The sequence below is a fragment of the Pseudomonas sp. ICMP 10191 genome, from assembly GCF_001467335.1.
Taxonomy (GTDB): Bacteria; Pseudomonadota; Gammaproteobacteria; order Pseudomonadales; family Pseudomonadaceae; genus Aquipseudomonas; species Aquipseudomonas cerasi.
Genome location: NZ_LKGW01000068.1, coordinates 50,634 through 66,373, shown reverse-complemented (window position 1 = coordinate 66,373; position 15,740 = coordinate 50,634). Strand labels below are relative to the sequence as shown.

Sequence of the window (15,740 nt, the reverse complement as noted above, 5' to 3'; positions counted from 1 at the left end):
ATGAAAGGTGCTGGCGTCGATCCAGTCAGCACCTTGCCACACGAGGCCGCCACCATGCCCTCTGAACCTCGCTTGCAGGATGAACACCTCGGCAGCCACTTCGGTGCGCTGGACAGCTTCCTGTTCGCGCATCAGGCCTTGTGGCGACCCAAGCCGTTCACGCACCTGACCCTGCCATGGGAAGACAAATACCCTGACCTCGCGCACTGGCTGCGACAACGCACGCTGGAACAGGCCGAGGCCGCGCACAATCACCCGGAACACCTCGACGCGCCCTTCCCGTTCAAGCAACTGGCCGCCGAAGCCGTCGCGCTGAGCCACGTCGCCGAACTGCCCGTGCATGCGCTGCAGCCGGTCGAGCCGCGCATGAGCGTCGATGTGCCGGGGCGCAAGTGGCAGCAGATCGAAGCCTTCGCCAGCCATCTGGACATGCGTGACAGCACAACTCACTGGCTGGACTGGTGCGCTGGCAAAGGCCATCTGGGGCGCCGCCTGACCGGGCCCGGCCAGCGTCTGACCTGCCTGGAGCACGACCCGGCGCTGATCGAAGCAGGCCTGGCCCTGAGTACGCGGCAAGGCATCAATGCCAGGCATGTGCAGCAGGATGTCATGGCCGACGACACGTGGCGCTGCCTGCAACCCGAACACACGCCTGTGGCGCTGCATGCCTGCGGCGACCTGCACATTCAGTTGATGGAGCTGGCCAGCCAGACGGGCTGTCGGCACATGGCGATTGCGCCGTGCTGCTATAACCGCACCCGGCACGACCTTTATCAGGCGCTGTCCAGCGAGGGCAAGGCGTCCGGCCTGAAGCTGTCGCGAGACGAGCTGGGTCTGCCACTCAGTGAAACCGTGACAGCCGGCGCGCGCGTACGCCGTCAACGCGACATCTCGATGGCCCGTCGCCTGGGCTTCGACCTGCTGCAGCGCCGCCTGCGCGGCATCGATGACTACTTGCCCACACCGTCGCTGCCAACGTCCTGGCTGGATACGTCCTACGCGGACTACTGCAACCATGTGGCAAAACTCAAGCATCTGCCTGCACCGGGTCAACAGGACTGGGCTGCGCTGGAGGCCGCTGGCTGGAAAAGACTGGCCGAAGTGCGCAACCTGGAACTGGTCCGCGATCTGTTTCGGCGTCCGCTGGAGATGTGGCTGGTGCTGGACAGAGCGATGTATGTGCGTGAGCAGGGTTACAGCGTGAGCGTTGGCACTTTCTGTGACAGCCGGATTACACCGCGCAACCTGCTGATTCTGGCTCGAAAATCGTGACGTAAATCGATTGAGCAACCTGTGGATAAGTCTGTTGATGAAAATGTGGATGAGTGCGTTAAAGCTTGGCGCGCCAGTTACTGAAGCCCCTTATTTTTTTCCGCAATCCTTCCCGTAACCCGCAAAAACAATGCCTTGCGGCTCAATGCACCCGACTGCACACAATTACCCGACTGCGAAAATCTTTATCAGCAAATTGTGCATAAAGATTTGGTAAAGGCTCTGGCGCAAGCGTTTTGCGCGGCCCAATCGTGCACACGCAGACGCCTGTGCACGAGCTGTCCGGCGTAAGATTTCAGACCTCTTCGACACACTCCAGCGAGCGCTCGACCATGACCTTGGCCATTTCCAGCATGTGCATGGAAGCGGACGCCAGATCGCGTTGCGAACCGGTCAGTTCATCGCCGAGTTCGTGAGCGGTGGCCGATGCGCAGCGCAGAAAATCCAGCGCGTGCACCAGGGTGGCTTCCAGGCTGATGAAGTCGAACTTGCTGTCGTGGGGTTCCTTGGCCGGTCGGGAGATTGGCAGGTAACACTCCATGGCGCGCTTGACCACAGCCTTGTCGAAGACCGGTGCGGCGCTGGACGGTTTGTTGGGCGGATCGGGGGTTACTTTGACCATGCTTAGCTCTCTCCTCAATGGAACTGCCACTGGGTCGCGACTAAACGAGTGAGGTGGCAGCTGTGCGAAGGTTAGTCGACCGGGAGCTAAGACCGGCGCACCCGAAGGTGCCCTCACGCACAGCCACCATAGAGTGCAGGAAGAAGACCTGAACAAAACAGCGACGCGATACGCCTTAACTCAAATCCGGGCGACTAAACCCGATCGCTGATGGGCAGCGACGGGGCGGAGATTAGAAGCCCAGACAGAGGGGCGCAAGCGGTCGGGGATTCTCTCGGAAATGTCCTTCAAAAGAAAGAGACGGTGCCTGCAAAAACCGGCCTGAAAGCGTTGCAAAACATGATCTCAACACACGTGCGCAGAACCCGTGGGAGCGAGCTTGCTCGCGAAGACTGAATACGCAGCGCCGCATTCCTGTCATGACTCACTACTAAAACTGATCATCCTTCAGCCGCGCAAACGGCACACTGCGGTTCTGTAGCTTGCGCAACGTCAGCTTGTAGGCACTGGACTTGATCTGACTGCCCATCGGCGTCTCCTCCAGCAAAATCCTGCCCGACGCAAAAGCACAGCCCGTGCTCATCATCTTGTACTTGAGCAGGTACAGCCCCGGGTCCATCTTGGCGAACACAAACACCGCCCCGGCCGGCACAAACGCATGCCGAAACGCCCTGCGCCCCACCGCATCCGTGACCTTGGCGTACACCGCCGACTCGCCCGCCGAGTTATCCACAGTGATCTGCGACCAGCCGTTGTCCTTGAGCACCGGCATGTCCTTCACATAACCCGCCTTGTCCGGCCACGGTGCGCCCATCGGATCAAGCGCCGGCACGCCACATTCGGACGCCGCCGCATCCACCGGCTTAGCCGGACTCGCTACAGGTTCCTCGACCGGCGTGACAGGCGCGGGCTTGACCCACGTTTGCGCAACCGGCGCAGGCTCGGACGGCACAAACGACTTGCCTGCACCCGGGTCGTAGCCCATCCATGCGCCACCCGCGCAGAACACCACAAACAACAGCGCCCAACGCCATGCACTGCGACGGCGCTTGTCACGGGAAGGGGATGCAGAAGTATGGGACGAAGACTTGGGCGCCGGCCCCGCACGAGCCGCCTGAGACGGCGCAGCAGCAGTGGCTGCAGAAGTGGCCGCATACACATGCACCGCCTGCCCACGCGCGGCATGTGCCTGCTTGCGGCGCGCAGCGTCCATACGCGCCTTGTGCTCGTTGGCAGCGAGCTGCGCATCATAAGCCGCACGCCGCGAAGGGTCAGCCAGCACATCGTGAGACGCGTTGACGACGCCCATCATCTCCGAGGCGTAAGGATCTGGATTCCTGTCAGGGTGCAGCTTCTGCGCCAGCTTGCGATAAGCCTTCTTGATCTGCTCAGGAGAGGCATCGCGAGCGACACTCAGCAGCTCGTAATGCGTAGGCGTTCTCTGCATTGCACTTGCTGTCCATGGCCGACTGCCATTTTCGATACAGCTGTATCGGCCAAAAAGCCGGTAGCTCCAGTGCAAATCCGACGCAACAGCAACCAGCGCACAGGAAAATGCCCGAATCCAGAGGATCCGGGCATTTCTTGAAACATCGATGAAGCCTTCGTCGGCATCCAGACGCACATTCATGCGATTCAGACAGCCATCCTCAGCCCACCCTGCGCAAAGCCAACAGGCCAGGCGCACCTGCAAATATCCTTCAACAACTCTTCAGCGAATGACCAGCCTGCGGCAAACAACACCCCAAACCTGGTTACGATCCATCGCATCACTCATCAGATAGTCCTTTATCTGCATGGCTGAAAAGCCAACGACCCGTGCTGCTGACTCAGTAGCCTGGGCCGTTGAGAACAAGCCTATGCAAAGCCCTCCTGCCCCGCAACTGCTCAAAAATGGCGGGGTCGGATGGGTGCCTTCTTGAGCGCCAGATAGCCATCAAGGCTAGACATATCGGTTTGCAAGGCCAAGTGAAAAATCCAGCGTTCCGTGATGCACAAGCCGTGTGCGCCAACGGCAAAATCAACGCCCGAATTCAACGCCATCCGCCCTGCCACACAGACCAATCCGTCCAAACCAACAGAAACGTCCTGCACCACCACCTGCCCACATCCGACCTGAAGCGCCAATGGTCGATTTTTTTCAACTGAATCAGACAGCTAGGCTTTACAAGCGCATCAGACTCTATATACTCGCAGCCCATTACGCCGGTATAGCTCAGTTGGTAGAGCAACTGACTTGTAATCAGTAGGTCCCGGGTTCGACTCCTGGTGCCGGCACCATACAAGGTTTCAAAGGTGGTTTTTGCAGCCTTTGAAATCTCCGAAAACCCCGCCTTTTGGCGGGTTTTTTCGTTTTGGGCTGGAAAACCCAGATTGAGACACTATCTGCGACGTCGAGCCAGGAGGCTGAAATGAGATTTCTTGAGCTCTACCTAAAGGGCGATGTGGTAGAAGAAGATATCCACCGGTTCGTGGAAGACTGGCATGAAGGACGCGAAGGTGCAGGCATGGAACTGCACGAATATCTCGGCATGAGCTGGGAAGAGTATGGGGTGTGAGTAGCAACCCTGGCAGCCCTAGCTTTCATACTGACGGCTAGAAAACAGGGCAGTTCTCTGGGTCAGTAGCTCTCGTATCGGCCAACCTGCCGGTAAAGCGATAAGGGTGCAAAATCAAGAGATGCTCAAGCTCCTGGTAATGGCGTTAGTGGACAAACCTGATAGACATCAGGGACTTGATCGGTGGTGACACATCAAAATGCAGCAGCAATGTCACCCACCAACTGGAAGGCCGCAATCCCACCTTCCCATTGGTGTCTTTCTTCAAGTAGGATAAACACGATGCGATGCTCAGTTGTTGTCGCCCTATGTGCGCTTGAGAAAACCTCCAAGGACGTGAGGGTCAGTGCATTTACTAACCCGGATGAATTCAATACACGAGCATAAAGCTAGGTTAGGATCCCAGGCGCTAGTCGTGGGCAAGAGTTAAAGGATATTTGCATGATCACGAAAAATGCGCACTATAGGTTGAGAGTTGCAATAGTTGATCTAGAAGCGTTGCCAGTGACCACTAGCATCTATCAATCGCACATGATTATGCAGAAAATTTCAGCTTAAAGCGGTTATCGCTAAGATTATGGCCAGACAAGGGAATATCTGTGTGAATAAGTATTTAACCCCGCCAACTTCAGCACGTTTAAGCTGCACTCAAAGGCAATCAGGCTTACTGGGAGGAGGCTATCAGGCAGCCTCTGGAGGGACTGCAAGCAGCTATTATATGCCTCTCTCTAACTTCGCAGGCACCTATGAAACGGACGATTACAATGCTGCGTTATACCTTATTTATCAGCTGTCCTCGCCTGACGAACAATTGAGTGCGGAGGAATCAAAAAAAGGAGCCTTGTTACTTCGTGAGATATTTCAGAGATTGGAGACCGGTGCAAAAATCTCGGTAGAGGCTCTAAAATCTCTTCAACAAGCTGCCGAAAATATTCCCGAAATCGGTCCTTTGATGTTTTCGCCAGGAAACTTAACAGGAACCGTTGCTACCGCCGCAGGGGCAGTCATGGCGGCGGCACAGACCAAAAAAGTCATGGACCTTTTAGACTTGACCGCGGCCCAAAAAGCGAAGCTCAACTCATGGGCTGACGCTAGGGGTACGGCAAGCGCCAGATCGGCGAGCAAAACGTTTAAAGGGACAATTAGAATAATTTCAAAAGAGGGGAAGTTATTTTTTGAAATACCAACAACAGCTGTAGCTCGGCATTATATATTAATGGGAAAAGTTGGACAATCGGTTGCCCACATACCGCTAATTAATACCAATACCGCACTGAGTCAAAGTGCCCGACTGCATGCTGACGGTGCCACTGGAATACTGAAAAGACTAGGCGGCCCCTATGTCGGCATGGCAATAGCAGTTGGCCCTCAGTTAGCGATCGACGCATCAAACTCTCAATCCTGGAAAGAGCTGTATAATAAATCTGCGGATAACCAACCGACTAACGTCATTTCAGCCGTCGCAGGTATTGGTGGAGGTTCAGCGGTGGGCATTGTAACTGGCGCGCTATCTTTGCCTGCAGCGCCTCTTGCAGTAGTAATTGGCGTTGGCTTTATTGTAGGCCTAGGCGTACAGTGGGTAATTGTTGAAAATGGTTGGGATAAAAAAATTGGAAAAGCACTACAAATATGATGGCCTACTATGATTGACGCAGATAAGCTAAAGCGTGGAAGCTGGACATTGCTAGGGACACTGATCCTTTTTTTAGCTCTGGCCCCTTCTAACCTGCCTTACTTTTGGCATTTATTTTTTATTACTTCATTCTTAGCGTTTGCATGGACGTTGTACTTAATATATATGTGCGAGCGCTACACTACTTACATGACTTCGCTGATTATGTCAGCAGCTGGTTCCTTCTCTCTGCTCGCCAGTAGCGCTGCTTATTTCGCTGCGGCAAAATTTTGGGGTAGAGAAAGCATCCTTACGGCTATGACAGGCTTGTTACCATTAGTTCTATCTGTTTTGATGTATCTTTTCCTGGCCAGTACTAAACCTTCTTTTCATCCTTTTGAATATGACGGAATAAAAGTTCAAACACGCCCACAGACGACGCAACGTCGTTCGACTGTATATAATCCAATTCTGGTGGCCGGTATAACAACCTTGGCGGCCAGCATGTTTACTAAGGTGATGGGGGCGCTCACCTCTGGGCTAGTTGCAACGTTCGGCCTTATCGCATGTAGCTTGACGTTGTTATTCTACGCACGCCACGTTATTAGAGGCCTACGCGCCCTACGCATAAAAGAAAAAGCCATGCCCTCTCCATACACGTTCATGCAAATCGATGAAATTCGAGAGGCTCGCAACCGCTGGTGGCTGGGCAGATTGCTCAAGTGGGTAACCGCGCGGGGTAAATCTTCGGATACATGATTTGAATGTCCTTTTTTTTCTAGGCGATATGAATGGTTCGACTCCTAACGCCGCACTAAATATGAAAGAAGGGTCCGCCGCGATGCAGTCCCTTTTTCCCTCAGCCTTAATAGCGACCTATGCAGGGCATTTAACGCATACGTCAGCGCTCATCAAGCCTCCGCCACCTCTCCTGCAACATTTCGCCGCTTTATAACAGCCCCTCGTAAACGCCAATTTCTGTAATTCCTCAATCTGAATCACAGCTTCGCTCATTTCCGATCAATAGCATGCTGTCGATAAGGATATTCAACCATCTATCTGTCTCTTTTAAGGTACATTCCTCATGTACGAAGTGGAACACGTACTGTCTGCCAATGGAGTGGATATCTATCAGGGTTGGCTCGACACCGTTCGAGACACGCGATCCAAAGCAAGAATCACTACCCGGATCGACCGAGCGGCGCTTGGCCACTTCGGCGTAACCGAGCCGGTGGGTGATGGGGTCTTTGAGATGAAGCTGGATTTTGGGCCTGGATTTCGGGTGTATTACGCGATTCAGGGCCAAAAAATACTTTTTCTCTTGGGTGGCGGCTCAAAGGACAAGCAGCAAAACGACATTGACCAAGCCAAGGCTCTATGGAAATGGCACAAGGTGAAAAATAAATGACGACTCGTACGCGCTCCCATGATGAAAGCGTTCTGAAAATGCTCCGTGAGGACGAAGCGTTTGCCATCGAATACCTGTCTGTTGCGCTGGAAGAAATCGACGAAGATGGGGGTGAAGACGTTTTCCTTACGGCCATCCGTCGACTGATCGAGGCGAGAGGTGGCATGGGTAATCTGTCGAAGAACACGGGCCTGGCCAGACCTAACCTTTACAGGTCTATCGCTGCTGGCGGCGACCCGAAGCTTTCCACCATCCTCAAGGTGCTCCAGGCACTTGGCGTGGGAATGTCGAAGGTCGTTTCGCACAGAGCTGACATGTGCAACCAGAGCCCCGATCAGTGGTGATTCCTCCGCCCGAAATGGCGCCGCTTTCACGACAACGAGCAGTTTTTTGTAGTCGTCAGAGCGCCATCTGCAAGTGAAGCTGTTTGGCTTCATCTGCTCTCAGCGTTTTGTGAGGGTTGTGAGCATATTCGCCAGTCATCAGCGCCCACATGCCTGAACAGTATGTAGCCACCACCGTTAGCCACATGGTTCTTGATTTCATACTCCCGCCAGTCCGCCATCGCTTGCCCACAAATGTCTTTCGGCTTGCGCTCGATCAGCCAGGCGATGGCACTGATGAATTGCCCATGCGAAAACACTGCGATGTCCTGGGCAGGATGCTCCGCAAGTCGAGCCAGGAAGGCCTGCGCTCTTGCCATAAATCCTGAAAAAGATTCGGCGCCTGCTCCATCCGTAAACGCCGGGTCTGACTTGTCCCAATAGGCTTCAACCCGATCCCGCCGCTGAGCAACGGTCGTGTTGGCACATCGCGCGGGTTCTAGGTAGGTAAATTCTTGAATGGGCCAGGTTTTAAGCGGGGTGGCAGGGAAAGTAGCTGCGGTCGCCATAGCGGTTGCCTGCGCTCGGGAAAACGGCGAGGCGACAATCAAATCCGGCGCGTGAGTGAATGATCGGGCCACTGACTGCGCTTGCTCTACCCCCTTCAACGTGAGAGGGATAGTCGCGTGATCCACACTGGCTTCGCCTGCGTTGGCAGCGCTTTGTCCGTGGCGAATTAGTCTGACCTGCTTCATTAATCAGAGACTCGCGTAAGAGGCAGAGGCTGAGCGCATTCAAACGTACGCCCCCTTCTGGCAAAACCCGTCAGCATCAGGGGGCATACAGGCGGTTGATTACCACTCACGCGGCGCAATCAGCTCCTCAATGTCCGCGTCAGTGAAACCATAAGCGTCTGCTATCCGTACGAAATCCTCAGCAATGGTTTCGCGGGCGACGGTTTCGATCTCACTGCAGTTCTCTTCGAACACCTCCTCCAGCTCGTTGATTTGCTCTGTCGCTTTGTGAGTCAGGGCATACAGCGCGTCCAGTTCGGAAGGCTCTTGTTGCTCGATTTCGCGACACAGGTTGACCAGCACGTCTTCGCACATTTTCACAACGGCATCAGGGAAATACTCATCCTGATACATGCCTTTCAGGAAGGTGTTTTTGGCCATGGCTTCATTGGTCAACTGCATGGGTATCCCTCGTCGATGTACAGTAGGCGCTCAGTGAGTCCAATTGAGGTGACAATCGGAGATGCATTACAAGATTATTGCCCATTCTGCAGGCTGGGCGTATACGGCGGCGGAGCCAGGGCTGATAGCCTGCAAGACAGTTGTAACTGAAGACTCCATTGTGAGCACCGAAGATCAGGTTTTCTAACCATGAACGAACCCCTTGATTACAAATTAATGGATAGCATCGTCGTCTGCATCAACGATACCGCGGGCTTTGGAAGAAAGGCGTTTGAAAGCTTCAGCTTGGCGACCGATGTCGCGAGGGACATGGGCGTTGATGGTGACGATGCAAATGATCTGATGGTCGAGTTTTTCGAAAGGTTCTCTATCGATCTTAACGATTACGACCCTTATCGGTACTTTTTGGAAGAAGGTTTCAACTTCTTTTCCTTCAGGCGCGCCAAAGACAGACGCGGAAACATTCCATTGAGGGTGGGCATGTTGTATTCAGCCTTGAAAGCAAGACGTTGGGATACGCACGCATTTGAACAAGCCACATTCAGCGATGCTCCACTGTATGAGCGCACAGAAGATATTCCGATTGATGGCTACAAGATAAAGAGCCGTTGATCTTGCCTACGTGATCCGCTTGGTATGCATGTTATACCCCAAGCGCCTTACGAAAAGTGAATGCGCTCGGTGATGACGTCAGGTCGCAGCAATCCACGTAATTCAACCCCCCTTTCAGCGTGACGGAGGTTTCCTGTGCGCGTGGCCCTGAGCAGGCCGCGACCTACCAAGCTCCCGAGGCAGAGCTCATAAGGCAGCTGCGGCATTGGGTATGAAAGCAGGTATCGACCAATAGCAGCACCAACAACTGGACCAATTCGAGAAGCTCGACTAATGAGGCTGGCACCATACAAAATAAGTACTTTCAGCAATACAGGCCCTTTTTTCGCATCAGATTTAGCAACGCACATGTAGATCTTCATTACGCACAAACAAAACGGACAGCCCTCCCCGCTATGCCTCGCCACGCGTAAGACGTTTCCGATTTCCTCAGATATCTCCGCTCACGCCTCAAAATCCTATAGCTATTTCGCAGCCCATCGTAGTAGCGTTGCGCCTCTACCGACTATCGATAGGACTAAGGGCTCATGAGCCCGGCACGGAGCAATAAAAATGGATTTTCTTGAAGCACTCAATTCCCTTTCCGCAAAAGTCCGCCAGCAAGCTGCGTCCATCCGCACCGAAGAGGCTACCAAAACGGCTCTGGTCATGCCGTTTATCCATACCGTGCTGGGCTACGATGTATTCGATCCTTCTGAGGTTGTGCCGGAATACACGTGCGATGTAGGCACCAAGAAAGGCGAGAAGATCGACTATGCGATCGTTAAAGAGGGCAATATTCAAATCCTCATCGAGACCAAGAAAATCGGCGAGCCGCTGAACATCAATCATGCCAGCCAGCTGTTCCGTTATTTCCATGTGACCACTGCAAGGATTTCGATCCTCACCAATGGCCGGGTCTACAAGTTTTTTACAGACCTGGACGCGCCTAACAAGATGGATGAAAAACCATTTCTTGAACTGGACCTGTTGGCGATTGATGACCATGCCATTCCGGAATTACAGAAGCTGACCAAGTCGTCCTTCGACGTTGAGTCAATTCTCAATGCCGCTGGCGAGTTGAAGTACGTAGGTCAGATCAAGCGCGTGATTGCGACCCAGTTCAGTCAGCCGGACGACGATTTCGTCCGTTACTTCGCGTCACGCATTTATGAGGGCGCGATCACTCAGAAGGTACGTGAGCAGTTCACGATTCTGACCAAAAAGGCCACCTCGCAATTTCTGAACGATCAGGTCAACGACCGGTTGAAGCTGGCAATGAGCGGAGTTCAGGCGCCCACGGTGGCCGAAACCATCATCGAAAATAACACTCAGCCTGAAAAGGAAGAGCCGATAGACGACCGGATCGTGACGACTGTGGAGGAAATGGAAGGCTTCCATATCGTCAAGTCGATCATCCGCACTGTGGTTGAAGCAAAACGTATTGCTCATCGTGATACACAAAGCTATTTCGGCATTCTTCTGGATGACAACAACCGTAAACCCATCACCCGCCTGCATTTCAATCGCGCTCAGAAATACATCGGCATTTTTGAAAAAGACAAGGGCGAAACCCGCCATCCAATCGCTTCCCTGGATGATATTTACGGTTTTGCCGATGCCCTCAAGGACACCGTATTGAGCTACGCAGAGTCTTGAAAAAGCATCAATTCCGTTAACAAATATTGCAGGGCGTGTGGCAATGCGCGCCCTGCAAGTACGTCCGGATATTTTCCGTCCCCCGACCTCCCCTCAAGCTCCCCCCACCTTCGTCGATACCCTCCATACAACCCCGCAATCATGGATCGATGAAATGGTTATCTCACTAACCCCCGGCAACAACACCTCTCCAACCATCACCCTGCCCAATTCCGGCATCACGCTCACGCCGCAGCCGCTCACCGATGCGCAGAAAGAAGCGCTGAAGAACGCTGCCGCCAACACGCCTGCCGTTGTTTATCACCCGAGTACCGAAGTGCCTGCGACCACTGAGCCGATGGAAGCGGTGGATACCTGGATAGGCCGTTCGCAGTCGCCTGACTTCCCGCAGAAGGCGGCGCAGCACAGTAACTCTACAGAGGCGCTGAAGACGTCGTATGAAGCGTTCACGTCGACGCTGGCGTCGGTGTATCCGGATCTGGCCAGCAAGAAGTTCGGCTTCACGATCGAGGCGGACGGTAATCTGAAGGCGATCAACAGTTCCGGTGAGTTGAGCGAGGCGGATACCAAGCAACTCAATACATTGTTGAATGCGTCCAGTGGGCTCAAAGCCGCTGCGGCTACCTATCGGGAGACGGCCATTGATATGGTCGACGCCGACTCGCCCTGGAGCGGTAGTTATCTGGGTCGCTACAACCTGAACAAGGAGAACTTCGCCAATTCTCTGGACCTGGGCGCGCTGTTTATTCCCAAGACGTCGACGCCATCGAAAGATCAGATCGACGGCATGTTCTTCAATCAGTTGGCCGACAAAGGTGAGCTGCACACCCAGGAATCGGAGGCGGCCATGCTCGCTGCACGTGCGGCGGAGAAAGCTGCCTCGGCGGGTTGATCCCAACCCATCAGCACATCGGCAAACGTGGCGGGCGGAGGTAGTAGTTGTCGAACTCGCCGCTCTCAACAAGCTGAAACCCATGGCGGACGTAGAAGCGGTTGGAGTCGCTTTCTTTCAGGGCGCCCACTCGTACTGTGGATGCGGTTGCGTCCGCTTGCGCGAACACTTGCCGAAGCACGGCAGCACCAATGCCCTGCCCTTGAACAGCCGGCTTGATGTACAGGTGATCCAGCAGCAGGCCGTCGCTGCTCGGTTTGACGACCACAAAGCCGACCTTGCTTCCGGCGACCTCGATGTAGTGCGTGCATGACGCAGAAAACCCTTCACGAAAACGCTCTCGGGCGCGCACCGGATCGAACCGGCCAACGCGCTCAAGGCTTTCGCGCATGGCTTCGATACGGATGGCCACCAATGTTTCGAAGTCTTCGGGCTGGACCGTTACCAGGGTGATATCGGGTTCGATCTTGCGGGTCAACGGCATTCGGGTCGCTCCCTGTTTATTGAGCAATATCACTTGGGCTGGTGGTGATGGGCAACAGGTTAATGCCGGGTCGGCCTCTACGTCAGACGTTCGAAATGCCTGCTTGCAGCGCTCGCGCCAACCACTCCTCCCGCGTCATCTCCCAGACTTCTACCTCGAACCGTCCGCCAACAAACTCCCCGTCCTGGGTGCTCACCTTGCGCATTCCTTCGCTGATCGAGATGCGCCGCGAGGCTTCATTGGGGGCGGCTTTGGGCACTTGCATCAGGGGCATGCCCATCACGTCGAACCACTGTCGATTGATCGCGCGGCAGGCCTCTTTCATGTAGCCGTGGCCTTGCCAGTCCGGGTGCAGCCAGAAGCCTCGGTTGTTGCCGGGATGGGTCATCAGGGTGATGCTGCCGATGATGTCGCGGGGCGCGCTCTGCAGGCGGATCATCCAGTGCCATTCGGTGCCGTTTGCTATGGCGGGCAGTGCGACGTCCTGAATGTAGCGCAGCGCACCGTCCTGTGGATAAGGCCAGGGGACGCGGTTGTTCAGGTAGCGCACGATGTCCCAGAGCGGAAAGCGTTGCTGAACCGCAGGCGCATCCTCAAGCTGCAGTGGCGTCAGCAGCAGGCGGTCGGTGTGTAGCGTGGGGGTGATGGTCATGACGATGTCTCTGTTCGTCGAAACGTGCTCACTGGATGAACGGTCCCGTATGCCGGGGATTTAAGTCGAACTGCTGGCTGCAGGTGGGGGTCTATCCAGCACCTTTTATACATCGGTAACACCAGTGCCCAGAATCATAACGGATGAAACACCCGCGAAAGTGGTGGATGAGCAGCAGGTCAAATTGTTTGGCTCGCCCAAGGAACGGCTGGATTTTTATCGACGCGAAATTCATTACGAAACCACCAACCTCTCCAACCGCACCAACGCCTATTTGTCGGCGCAGTCATTTCTGGTGATCGCCTACGCGTCGTCGATGGCCAACATGAACACGGCCTGGGGCGCGATGTTCACGCTGGTGGTGCCGCCGATGCTGGCACTGTTGGGGCTGCTCAGTACGCTGTTCGCCTGGCCGGGTATTCGGGCGGCGTGCGACATCATCCAGCACTGGCATCACAAGCAAGCGCAACTGTTGCTCAGCGAACCGGTAATCGGGCTGACCTATGACGATTCGCCGTTGTTCAGCGATTGGGAGTCCAGCGAAACCGGGCCGAAAAAGTCCTTGCTGTTCTCCAAGCGCAGTCCTTGGCTGTTCAGCTTTTTCTGGATATTCCTCGGCAGTTTCGCAGTGTTTGTTCAGTTGGTCGCGGACTGAGACAGGCGACGGCCTTTGCCAGGCCGCCGCCCTCGGATCAGAAAACGTTGATCGGGTAGTCAACGAAGATGCGTGTCTCGTTGCCTTCGCTGTTGTAGGCCTGTGCATCGTCTGAGACCCGCAGGAACGAGTTGCGCAGGCGGATCGAGAGGTCTTTGGCCGGGCCGCTCTGAACCACGTAGGTCAGCTGGCTGAAGATTTCGCGTTCAGTGCCGTCGCCGCTGCCTGCGGTGCCATCGTCGATATTATCGCCGCGTACGTAGGCAGCCTTGTAGCTCAGGCCGGGCAGCACCAGTCCGGACAGGTCGATGCCATACGCCGCCTGCCACGAGCGTTCGTCCTTGCCGTTGAAGTCGGACCAGTAGGAGTTGGCGAGGTAGATGGTGTTACCGCCATCACCGTAACCGCCGTCGTTGCGATAGCCGCCGTAGGCGTAACCCATGTCACCGGTGCTGCGCTGATGCGCCAGGGTGAAGGAGTGGATGCCCACGGCCCAGGTCGCGGCCAGGCTCCAGATCTTGTTGTCACGTGCGTCGCTGGCCGTGAAGTCTTTGTCCAGTCGGGTCTTGTAGCCATTGAAGTCGAAGGTCAGCGACTGGTCTTGCGGCAGGGCGAAGACGTAGTTCAGGTTCAGGTACTGCTTCTTGAACACGTCTTCGTTGTCCGAAGCATAGAAAGCGGCGCTGAACTCATCGGTGAACTTGTAGCTGGCGCCGTAGACGTTGATGCTTTTCAGGCCACCACTGTCGCGACCTTCAGCGCTCTTGCGCGCTTCCTGGGTGAAACGCCCGGCGACCACTTCCAGCCCATCGATCTCTTTGGAGGTGATCAGCGTGCCGGTGTAGCTTTCCGGCAGCAGGCGGGAGTTGTCGTAGCTCAGCACCGGCAATTGCGGCATCTGATCGCCGTACTTGATGACGGTATTCGAGAAGCGCGCTTTTACCGCAGCACCTGCACGGGACAGGTCATCGGCAGCCGCGCCGCTGTCGCCCTGCTTGAAGAAGTCGATGCCGCCATTGCCACTGCGGCCCTTTCCGCCATCGAGGCGAATACCGTACAGCGCAAAGGCGTCGACGCCCACGCCAACCGTGCCCTGAGTGAAACCGGACGCGAAGGTGCCCATGAAGGCCTGGCCCCATTCGGATTTGTCTTCACGGTCGTTTTTGTAGTCGCGATTGATGTAGGCGTTACGCAGGTTGATGTTCAGGCTGCTGTCTTCAACGAAGCCCTTCGAATCCGCCTGGCCCTGCGCCATGGCCTGACTGGCGCTGATGATGCCCAAAGCGAGCATGCCCATACGTGTGTTAAGCATCTTGTCTTCCTTGTTCTGCAAATGACATGCGCTGTGGCGGCGGCCAATGGCCGTCTGGCTTCCAGCCTCTGATCAGGCGGTGGAGCGCCGCACGAGGTCATCGCAGTGGACTACGAAGCACGTACAGGGGTGGAGCCACAGGCAGTGGGGGCGCGAATCCTAGTTCGGGTGCCTGGGGGTGTCAAACGTGTAGATGGACGGGTTGGGGCGTGGTGTATTACTTAATCTGTCAGCACGCGCGCCAACGCTTCGAATTCGGCATCGTTGAAGAGGCCTGCCGGATAGCGCTGCAGCAGCATGGCACGTACGTCCGGCCTGGCGTTCACGGGTCTGGTTGTCCTTAACCAATCCGCCACTCGCTGGCGTGCCTCGTTACTGAGCGAAGCAGAAAAACCACGGACTCGCTGTTGGCTCATACCTGCATTCATAACGAAAACCTCTTGATTCATGAGGGGCTAAATCTACTGATGCCATGTAACAGTCAAGCTAAGAAAACGGGTTTTC

The 15,740-nt window shown here is 55.2% G+C and carries 18 protein-coding genes and 1 tRNA gene; 11 read left to right on the top strand and 8 right to left on the bottom strand.

The window, feature by feature from the left end:
• A complete protein-coding gene (locus AO388_RS06845) occupies positions 1 to 1,272 on the top strand; it encodes a methyltransferase (RefSeq protein ID WP_058416221.1) in 1,272 nt (423 codons plus the stop codon).
• Between the two features lie 295 nt (positions 1,273 to 1,567).
• Here AO388_RS06845 and AO388_RS06840 read toward each other — a convergent pair whose 3' ends face one another.
• The 3 genes from AO388_RS06840 to AO388_RS27200 form a co-directional block, all read right to left on the bottom strand.
• A complete protein-coding gene (locus AO388_RS06840) occupies positions 1,568 to 1,894 on the bottom strand; it encodes a DUF6124 family protein (protein WP_058416220.1) in 327 nt (108 codons plus the stop codon).
• A 430-nt stretch (positions 1,895 to 2,324) separates the two neighbouring features.
• On the bottom strand, positions 2,325 to 3,341 hold the full coding sequence (locus AO388_RS06835; protein WP_058416219.1) for a J domain-containing protein: 1,017 nt from the start codon (positions 3,339 to 3,341) through the stop codon (positions 2,325 to 2,327).
• A 440-nt stretch (positions 3,342 to 3,781) separates the two neighbouring features.
• Positions 3,782 to 4,021, bottom strand: coding sequence for a hypothetical protein (locus tag AO388_RS27200; RefSeq protein ID WP_282705885.1), 240 nt, complete (start codon positions 4,019 to 4,021; stop codon positions 3,782 to 3,784).
• Between the two features lie 77 nt (positions 4,022 to 4,098).
• On the opposite strand from AO388_RS27200, the gene AO388_RS06830 reads away from it, so the two are divergent.
• From AO388_RS06830 to AO388_RS06810, 6 genes are all read left to right on the top strand, one after another.
• Positions 4,099 to 4,174 (top strand) — tRNA-Thr (locus tag AO388_RS06830).
• Between the two features lie 131 nt (positions 4,175 to 4,305).
• Positions 4,306 to 4,452: a hypothetical protein gene (locus tag AO388_RS29325; protein WP_003372246.1), complete on the top strand. Its 147-nt coding sequence runs from the start codon at positions 4,306 to 4,308 to the stop codon at positions 4,450 to 4,452.
• 601 nt (positions 4,453 to 5,053) lie between these two features.
• Positions 5,054 to 6,085: a DUF5118 domain-containing protein gene (locus AO388_RS06825; RefSeq protein WP_308456716.1), complete on the top strand. Its 1,032-nt coding sequence runs from the start codon at positions 5,054 to 5,056 to the stop codon at positions 6,083 to 6,085.
• Between the two features lie 9 nt (positions 6,086 to 6,094).
• Positions 6,095 to 6,823: a hypothetical protein gene (locus AO388_RS06820; RefSeq protein ID WP_003372252.1), complete on the top strand. Its 729-nt coding sequence runs from the start codon at positions 6,095 to 6,097 to the stop codon at positions 6,821 to 6,823.
• 325 nt (positions 6,824 to 7,148) lie between these two features.
• Complete coding sequence (locus tag AO388_RS06815) at positions 7,149 to 7,472, top strand: type II toxin-antitoxin system RelE/ParE family toxin (protein WP_003372254.1); 324 nt, start codon at positions 7,149 to 7,151, stop codon at positions 7,470 to 7,472.
• Positions 7,469 to 7,816: an addiction module antidote protein gene (locus AO388_RS06810; protein WP_058416218.1), complete on the top strand. Its 348-nt coding sequence runs from the start codon at positions 7,469 to 7,471 to the stop codon at positions 7,814 to 7,816. The genes AO388_RS06815 and AO388_RS06810 overlap by 4 nt, the downstream gene beginning before the upstream one ends.
• 89 nt (positions 7,817 to 7,905) lie before the next feature.
• On the opposite strand, the gene AO388_RS06805 is transcribed toward AO388_RS06810, so the two are convergent.
• Both AO388_RS06805 and AO388_RS06800 read right to left on the bottom strand, forming a co-directional pair.
• Positions 7,906 to 8,550: a histidine phosphatase family protein gene (locus AO388_RS06805; RefSeq protein WP_058416217.1), complete on the bottom strand. Its 645-nt coding sequence runs from the start codon at positions 8,548 to 8,550 to the stop codon at positions 7,906 to 7,908.
• A gap of 99 nt (positions 8,551 to 8,649) precedes the next feature.
• Complete coding sequence (locus AO388_RS06800; protein ID WP_058416216.1) at positions 8,650 to 8,991, bottom strand: DUF5713 family protein; 342 nt, start codon at positions 8,989 to 8,991, stop codon at positions 8,650 to 8,652.
• Between the two features lie 189 nt (positions 8,992 to 9,180).
• Between AO388_RS06800 and AO388_RS06795 the strand changes: the two genes are divergently transcribed.
• From AO388_RS06795 to AO388_RS06785, 3 genes are all read left to right on the top strand, one after another.
• A complete protein-coding gene (locus tag AO388_RS06795; protein WP_003372262.1) occupies positions 9,181 to 9,603 on the top strand; it encodes a DUF1493 family protein in 423 nt (140 codons plus the stop codon).
• A gap of 552 nt (positions 9,604 to 10,155) precedes the next feature.
• On the top strand, positions 10,156 to 11,241 hold the full coding sequence (locus AO388_RS06790; protein WP_058396537.1) for a type I restriction endonuclease: 1,086 nt from the start codon (positions 10,156 to 10,158) through the stop codon (positions 11,239 to 11,241).
• Between the two features lie 154 nt (positions 11,242 to 11,395).
• Positions 11,396 to 12,133, top strand: a complete 738-nt coding sequence (locus AO388_RS06785; RefSeq protein WP_058396538.1) for a hypothetical protein — start codon at positions 11,396 to 11,398, stop codon at positions 12,131 to 12,133.
• A gap of 10 nt (positions 12,134 to 12,143) precedes the next feature.
• Here AO388_RS06785 and AO388_RS06780 read toward each other — a convergent pair whose 3' ends face one another.
• Together AO388_RS06780 and AO388_RS06775 are read right to left on the bottom strand one after the other, a co-directional pair.
• Entirely contained in the window at positions 12,144 to 12,617 is a 474-nt protein-coding gene (locus AO388_RS06780; protein ID WP_058396539.1) for a GNAT family N-acetyltransferase, read from the bottom strand.
• An 82-nt stretch (positions 12,618 to 12,699) separates the two neighbouring features.
• Complete coding sequence (locus AO388_RS06775; protein WP_058396540.1) at positions 12,700 to 13,269, bottom strand: GNAT family N-acetyltransferase; 570 nt, start codon at positions 13,267 to 13,269, stop codon at positions 12,700 to 12,702.
• Between the two features lie 160 nt (positions 13,270 to 13,429).
• Here AO388_RS06775 and AO388_RS06770 point away from each other — a divergent pair, with 160 nt between their 5' ends.
• A complete protein-coding gene (locus AO388_RS06770) occupies positions 13,430 to 13,924 on the top strand; it encodes a hypothetical protein (protein WP_003372272.1) in 495 nt (164 codons plus the stop codon).
• Between the two features lie 37 nt (positions 13,925 to 13,961).
• On the opposite strand, the gene AO388_RS06765 is transcribed toward AO388_RS06770, so the two are convergent.
• Positions 13,962 to 15,236 (bottom strand): OprD family porin, encoded by a 1,275-nt coding sequence (locus AO388_RS06765; RefSeq protein ID WP_058416215.1) that lies wholly within the window; start codon positions 15,234 to 15,236, stop codon positions 13,962 to 13,964.
• Between the last annotated feature and the right edge of the window lie 504 nt (positions 15,237 to 15,740).